7 protein-coding genes are annotated in these 6,156 nt (G+C 72.5%); 2 read left to right on the top strand and 5 right to left on the bottom strand.

The window, feature by feature from the left end; translation table 11 throughout:
• Both ABEA26_RS36505 and ABEA26_RS34455 read right to left on the bottom strand, forming a co-directional pair.
• Window positions 1–127, bottom strand: a 127-nt coding sequence (locus ABEA26_RS36505; RefSeq protein WP_425587953.1) for a helix-turn-helix domain-containing protein, incomplete at its 3' end; no start/stop codon positions are given.
• Window positions 124–1,389 carry a sensor histidine kinase gene (locus ABEA26_RS34455; RefSeq protein WP_345597813.1) on the bottom strand — a complete coding sequence of 422 codons (1,266 nt, stop codon included), beginning with the start codon at window positions 1,387–1,389 and terminating at the stop codon, window positions 124–126. The genes ABEA26_RS36505 and ABEA26_RS34455, both read right to left, overlap by 4 nt.
• A gap of 179 nt (window positions 1,390–1,568) precedes the next feature.
• Here ABEA26_RS34455 and ABEA26_RS34460 point away from each other — a divergent pair, with 179 nt between their 5' ends.
• Window positions 1,569–1,769, top strand: a complete 201-nt coding sequence (locus ABEA26_RS34460) for a hypothetical protein (RefSeq protein WP_345597815.1) — start codon at window positions 1,569–1,571, stop codon at window positions 1,767–1,769.
• Window positions 1,770–1,829: 60 nt separating this feature from the next.
• On the opposite strand, the gene ABEA26_RS34465 is transcribed toward ABEA26_RS34460, so the two are convergent.
• Window positions 1,830–2,456, bottom strand: coding sequence for a dihydrofolate reductase family protein (locus ABEA26_RS34465; RefSeq protein ID WP_345597823.1), 627 nt, complete (start codon window positions 2,454–2,456; stop codon window positions 1,830–1,832).
• 135 nt (window positions 2,457–2,591) lie between these two features.
• Between ABEA26_RS34465 and ABEA26_RS34470 the strand changes: the two genes are divergently transcribed.
• Window positions 2,592–3,362: an SDR family oxidoreductase gene (locus tag ABEA26_RS34470; protein ID WP_345597817.1), complete on the top strand. Its 771-nt coding sequence runs from the start codon at window positions 2,592–2,594 to the stop codon at window positions 3,360–3,362.
• A 148-nt stretch (window positions 3,363–3,510) separates the two neighbouring features.
• On the opposite strand, the gene alc is transcribed toward ABEA26_RS34470, so the two are convergent.
• A complete protein-coding gene (alc, locus tag ABEA26_RS34475; protein ID WP_345597819.1) occupies window positions 3,511–4,641 on the bottom strand; it encodes an allantoicase in 1,131 nt (376 codons plus the stop codon).
• Between the two features lie 61 nt (window positions 4,642–4,702).
• A complete protein-coding gene (gene allB, locus ABEA26_RS34480) occupies window positions 4,703–6,040 on the bottom strand; it encodes an allantoinase AllB (RefSeq protein WP_345597821.1) in 1,338 nt (445 codons plus the stop codon).
• Between the last annotated feature and the right edge of the window lie 116 nt (window positions 6,041–6,156).

Raw genomic sequence — 6,156 nt, forward strand, 5'->3', positions numbered from 1 at the left:
CTTCCCTGCGATCACGCAGGCAGTCGTTCCACACCACCCGCGCGCACCCGAACGCCTGGGCCGGCACGGCTTCCACGACTTCCGCCGGCCCCGACGACGGTCGTCCCCCCACGACCGTCCGGCTCATCCCCACGGCAGTCGCGCCCGTACCTCGAAGCCGCCCTCGGGTGTGGGACCGTGGTCCAGGGTGCCGCCCGCGAGCGTGGCGCGCTCGGTCAGCCCGATCAGGCCCTGCCCCGAGCCGGGCACCTCGGGCACCTCGCTCCCGGGCGGGGCGTTGCGCACGGACACGACGAGGCCGTCTCCAGGTGCGCCGGTGACGGAGACGGTGACCTCGGTGCCGGGGGCGTGCTTGCGCGCGTTGGTCAGTGCCTCCTGGGCGATGCGGTAGGCGGTGCGACCGACGGACGCGGGCACGGCGGCGCGGTCGGTGACGCGTCCGGCGAGAGCGACCTTCATACCGGCCTCGCGGGACTCGGCGACCAGGGCGTCGAGCCCCGCGAGCGTCGGCTGGGGACGGCCCGCGTCGTCGGGCTCCGCGGCCCGCAGGACGCCGATGATCTCCCGCAGGTCCTGAAGGGCGTCGTGCGCGCTCTCGCGGATGACTCCGGCCGCCCGCGCCACGTCCTCGCGGCACGCGTCCGGCCGGAACTCCAGCGCGCCCGCGTGCACGCTGAGCAGTGTCAGCCGGTGTGCGAGGACGTCGTGCATCTCGCGGGCGATGGCCTCCCGGGCCAGCCGTTGCGCCTGCTCGGCACGGAGCCGGGCCTCCGTCTCGGCGCGCCGGGCCCGGTCGCGCAGGCTGAGCATGAGCTGCCGCTTGGAGCGGGCGAGCATGCCCCAGCCCGCCACCGCGGCGGCGAGCAGGATGCCGAAGAAGACAACCCCGAGGTAGGGCAGTTCGGGGTCGGGGCGCACCCAGTAGAAGACGGGCTGGAGCGCGATGTGCGCGCCCGCCACCCAGGCCACGTACCGGAAGGGCCGGTGCACGGCCACGGTGAAAAGGGAGACGAGGGCGGTACCGCTCGACGTGACCGAGAGGAAACCGATCGGCAGCATGGCCACGGCGAGTGCGACCGGCCACCGGCGCCTGAGCCAGACGGCGGCGCAGGCGAGGGCGCCGATCACCTGGTCGGCGACCTCCATGGCATGCGGAAGGTGCGGCTCGTTCTCCAGCGCGTCCGCGCTGAGGAGGCCGATCACGACTGCTATCAGGAAACAGCTGAAGTCGACGGTCCAGTCGCGTGCGGTCCGCCGGTACCGCCGGGATCGCCGTGGGGACGGTTCGGGTCCCGGGCTCGCGTCGAGCTGTGCGATCAGCGCCGAGGGCAGCAGCCAGCGACGCTCCGGGAACGCCGGGGTGATCCGTGCCGACCTTTCTTTGTTCACAGTCGACGAATCTACGCAGCACCGGCGCCCGTGACCGCCGTGCGGACGGGATCGTCGACCGAAGTCGCGGAGCCGCAGACTTTCGGCACGCCGGACGACGGGGAACGGGTACTTCGGTCGGACGGGGTCCGCCCCGCGGCCGATGTGTGTCGGGGGGCCGCGGGGCGAAGGTCGGGGGCATGAAGGAACTACTGGGATTCATCGGCTTCTTCGCCCTGGTGCAGGGCGTCGCGGGCCTCGTGCACGAGTTCGCCGACTGGGACTGGGGATTCGTGCATCGGATCGGTTTCCTGGACGGCTACGAGATCTACGCGAGTGTGGCGCTCGTCGTGCTGGCCCTCGCGCTGTTCGCCGCCGCCGAGAGCAGGAAGTCCCGGTGAGGGCGGTGAGTCACGGTGACTCCGGGATCCTGCCTCCGTGACCGGCTGGGACGGGCACGGTCAGGCGTTCTCGGGCAGCTCGTAGGAGCCGTACTCCGGGCGTCCGGCCAGGTCGTACGACTGGATGGAGACGCCCGCGGCCGTCACGCGCCCGCCGGTGTGCCGGAAGGCCGTCGGCCGGGCACCCTCCGCGAAGAGTCGGCGCCCGGCGCCGAGCACCACGGGGAAGGTCAGCAGGTGGACCGTGTCGACGAGGCCGAGCGCCAGCAGCGACCCCGCGAGGGCTCCGCTGCCGTGCACCTGGAGTTCCCCGTCGGTGCGCTCCTTCACCGCGGTGACCTCCTGGGCGAGGTCGCCGCCGAGCACGGTCGTGCCCGTCCACTCCGGGTCGGTGAGGGTGGTGGAGGCGACGTACTTCGGCAGACCGTTCAGTTTGGAGGCGACGGGGTCGGCCGGGTCGGTGATCTTCGGCCAGTACGCGGCGAAGATCTCGTATGTGCGGCGGCCGAGGAGGAAGGCGCCGACCCGGCCGAACACCTCGTCGACGAAACCGCCGAAGTCCTCGTCGCCGTACGGGACGGTCCAGCCGCCCTGGTCGAATCCGTCGCGGGTGTCCTCCTGGGGGCCGCCGGGGGCCTGGTAGACGCCGTCGAGGGTGAGGAAGGTGGTGAGAACGAGCTTGCCCATGACGGGTGCCTGCCTTCCGGTGCGGTGGGAGTGTGCTGTCACCGGTTCAGACTCCGCCGGCGTCGAGGACTCATCGGTCAGGTCGACGTCCGTTCACCGCCAGCGGGTGCGGGGCGGGGCCGCTGTGATGGAGCCATGAACACGAACACGGAAACACTCACTCACCCCTCGGCGCCGCTGACCGGCCGGGCGGCCCTGGTGACGGGCGGCAGCCGCGGCATCGGTGCGGCGACCGTGCTGCGGCTGGCACGGGAGGGCGCGGACGTCGCCCTCACCTACGTCAACGGCAAGGACGCGGCCGAGGACGTCGTACGGGCCGTCGAGGCACTGGGGCGCAGGGCGGTGGCCCTGCGGGCGGACTCCGCCGACGCGGAAGAGGCGGCGGGGGCGGTGGAGCGTGCGGCACAGGCGTTCGGCGGCGGCCCCGACGTGCTGGTCAACAACGTGGGACTGGGTCTGCTCGGCCCGCTCGAGGGCCTGTCGCTCGCCGATGTCGACCGGCTGCTCGCCGTGAACGTCCGCGGGGTCTTCCTCTCCTCGCAGGCGGCCGCGTCCCGCATGACCGAGGGCGGCCGGATCATCACCGTCGGCACCTGCATGACCCAGCGGGTGCCCGGTCCGGGCGGCACGCTGTACGCGATGAGCAAGTCGGCGCTGATCGGGCTGACCAAGGCCCTGGCCAGGGAGCTCGGTCAGCGGGGGATCACGGCGAACATCGTCCACCCGGGGCCGATCGACACCGACATGAACCCGGCGGACGGTCCCTACGCGGACGGGCAGGCGGCCATGACCGCGCTGGGCCGCTTCGGCACCGCGGAGGAGGTCGCGTCGACAGTGGCATACCTGGCGGGCGCGTCGTACGTCACGGGCGCGGAGTTCGCGGTGGACGGCGGGCACGCGGCGTAGGCGGCACGTCCAGGGGCCGGTGGGAGGCCGTACGCGTGAAGGCCGTGTACTCCTGATCAGGCGGCAGGCGCGCGACGACGGGCGGCATGCGCGCGGGGCGCACCGGTGCTGTCCGGCCGGTGCGCCCCGCGGGTCGGTGAGCGGTGGGTCAGCCGCCGAGTTCCTGGTGGCGGGCGGCCAGGTGGCCGGCGCCGTCCTCCGTCAGGGAGCCGAACAGGCGCAGCCGGGAGATGCCGCCGTCGGGGAAGATGTCCACGCGCGCGTGGGTGCCGACGGCCGCCTCGGGCAGGACGAAGCGGTGGTTGGTGTCGGGCTGCATACGGGTGCGCGGCAGGACCTCGCGCCATTCGCCCGACTCGCCGTCCTTCACGGACACCGAGGCCCAGCCGGCCGAGTTGCCCTTCAGGTACGCCGTGTCGATCTCGACGGCGCGGATCTGGACGCGGTCCGCCAGGCGGTAGCTGATCCAGTCGTGGCCCTGGTCACGGCGGCGGCGGGTCTCCCAGCCGTCGTCCATCTTGCGGGAGCGCCCCGGCTGGATGGTGTTGGTGGCCGGCGAGTAGAAGAGGTTGGAGGCGTCCTCGACCTGGCCGCCGTTCTCCAGGGCCACGACGTCGAAGGTGCCGAGGGCGGCGAGCCACGCCGGGTCCGGGACGACCTCGCCGTACACGCGCAGGCGGGCGATGCCGCCGTCGGGGTGCTGCTTGAGCCGCAGGTGGGTGAAGCGCTGCTCGGCCGAGACGGCGAAGCCGTTGGCCGCGTGGCCGCCGACGGCGGTGCGCGGGACGAGCGTCGTCCACTTCACGTCGTCCGCGAGGAGCTCTTCCGGTGACGGCGAGCCGGCGACCGAGGTGCCCTCGACGGAGACGGCCTGCGGGTAGTTGCCGCGGAAGTGGGCGGTGTCGACGACGATGCCGCGGATCACGCCGGGGGCGCCGAGGCGGATCAGCGCCCAGTCGTGGTCGTCCTCGGTGGGCCAGGGCCGGCCGGCCGAGGCGCCGCGGCGCCGGCGGGTCTCCCAGCCGTCCATGACCTTGCCCTTGTGCCCGAAGTGCTCGGGGTCGAACTCGGCGGGCTCGGGCACCAGCAGGTTCTCTCGCTGGGCGAAGAACTCGTCGTTGGCGGCGACGACACCCGCGCCGAGCTGCCGGTCGGCAAGGTTGGCGTACTGGGTGAAGGGGAGGTCGGCGGTGCGGTAGTCGGCGTACGGGTCGCCGCCCCCGTACGGGTTCGCGTCGCCGGTGAAGCTGGCCAACGAGGTGTTCTGCTGGGCCGTCACGGTGATCAGGTGTTCCTTTCGGGTCGTTCGGGATGATCTGGATTCAGGAGGTCCGGCCCTGTCAGGGCCGGGTGAGGAGCTGTCCCTTCGGCTCGGTGAACGCGCCGTCCGCCACGATGCGCTCTCCGCGCAGCCAGGTGGACTTCACGACGCCGTACAGGGTCTTGCCCGCGTACGCGGTGACGCGGTTGCGGTGCTGGAGGGCGGCCGGGTCGACAGTGAAGGTCTCGTCGGGGGCGAGGACCGCGAAGTCCGCGTCACGGCCCGCGGCGATGGCGCCCTTGTGCGCGTCGAGCCCCACCAGGCGGGCCGTGTGCGCCGACATCCAGCGCACGATGTCCTCCAGGCCCAGACCGCGCTCGCGGGCCGCGGTCCACATGGCCGGCAGACTGAGCTGGAGGCCGGCTATGCCTCCCCAGGCGGTGGCGAAGTCGTCGGTCTTCAGGTCGGCGGTGGACGGCGAGTGGTCGGTGACCACGCAGTCGATCGTGCCGTCCGCCAGTGCCTGCCACAGCAGGTCCTGGTTGGCGGCCTCGCGGATGGGCGGGCAGCACTTGAACTCGCTCGCGCCGTCCGGCACTTCCTCGGCGGTGAGGGTGAGGTAGTGGGGGCACGTCTCGACGGTGACCCGCACGCCTTCGGCGCGGGCCTCGGCGATCAGCGGCAGGGCGTCGCTGGAGGACAGGTGGAGCACGTGCACACGCGCGTCGAACCGCTTGGCCTGCGCGAGGAGGGCGGCGATCGCGGTGTCCTCGGCGTCGCGCGGGCGACTGGCGAGGAAGTGGGTGTACTTGGGACCGCCCTGCTGCGGGGCCGCGGCCAGGTGGTGCGGGTCCTCGGCGTGCACGATCAGCAGGCCGTCGAGGGCGGCGATCTCCGCGAGGGACCGGGCGAGCTGCTCCTGGTCGAGGTGCGGGAACTCGTCCACGCCCGAGGGCGACAGGAACGCCTTGAAGCCGAAGACCCCGGCCTCGTGCAGCGGACGCAGGTCCTTGACGTTGTCGGGAAGGGCACCGCCCCAGAAGCCGACGTCGATGTGGGCCTTGTCGGCGGCGACCTCGCGCTTGGTGCGCAGGTGGTCGACGGTCGTGGTCGGCGGGAGGGAGTTGAGCGGCATGTCCACGAGGGTGGTGATGCCACCGGCCGCCGCGGCGCGGGTGGCGGTCCAGAAGCCCTCCCACTCGGTGCGCCCGGGGTCGTTCACGTGCACGTGGGTGTCGACCAGTCCGGGCAGGACGACGTGGTCGCCGGCGTCCTCCAGCCGGGCGCCCGCCGGGACGGGGGCGTCGTGCGGCAGAACGGCCGTGATCTTCCCGCCGGTCACCGCGATCGACGCGGCGCGTACCCCCTCGGGAGTGATGACACGCGTCGAGCGCAGCACCAGTTCAGCCTCGGACACCCGAACCCCTCTCTTCCGCCGATTTCAACGTTCTGTTGAAGGAGTCTTCATTCCCGGTTCCATGACGTCAAGAGGCACCCTTTGGGCGGGCATGCCCAACGACGCCGCCCTGGACG

This window comes from Streptomyces marokkonensis, assembly GCF_039539045.1.
GTDB classification, from domain to species: Bacteria; Actinomycetota; Actinomycetes; order Streptomycetales; family Streptomycetaceae; genus Streptomyces; species Streptomyces marokkonensis.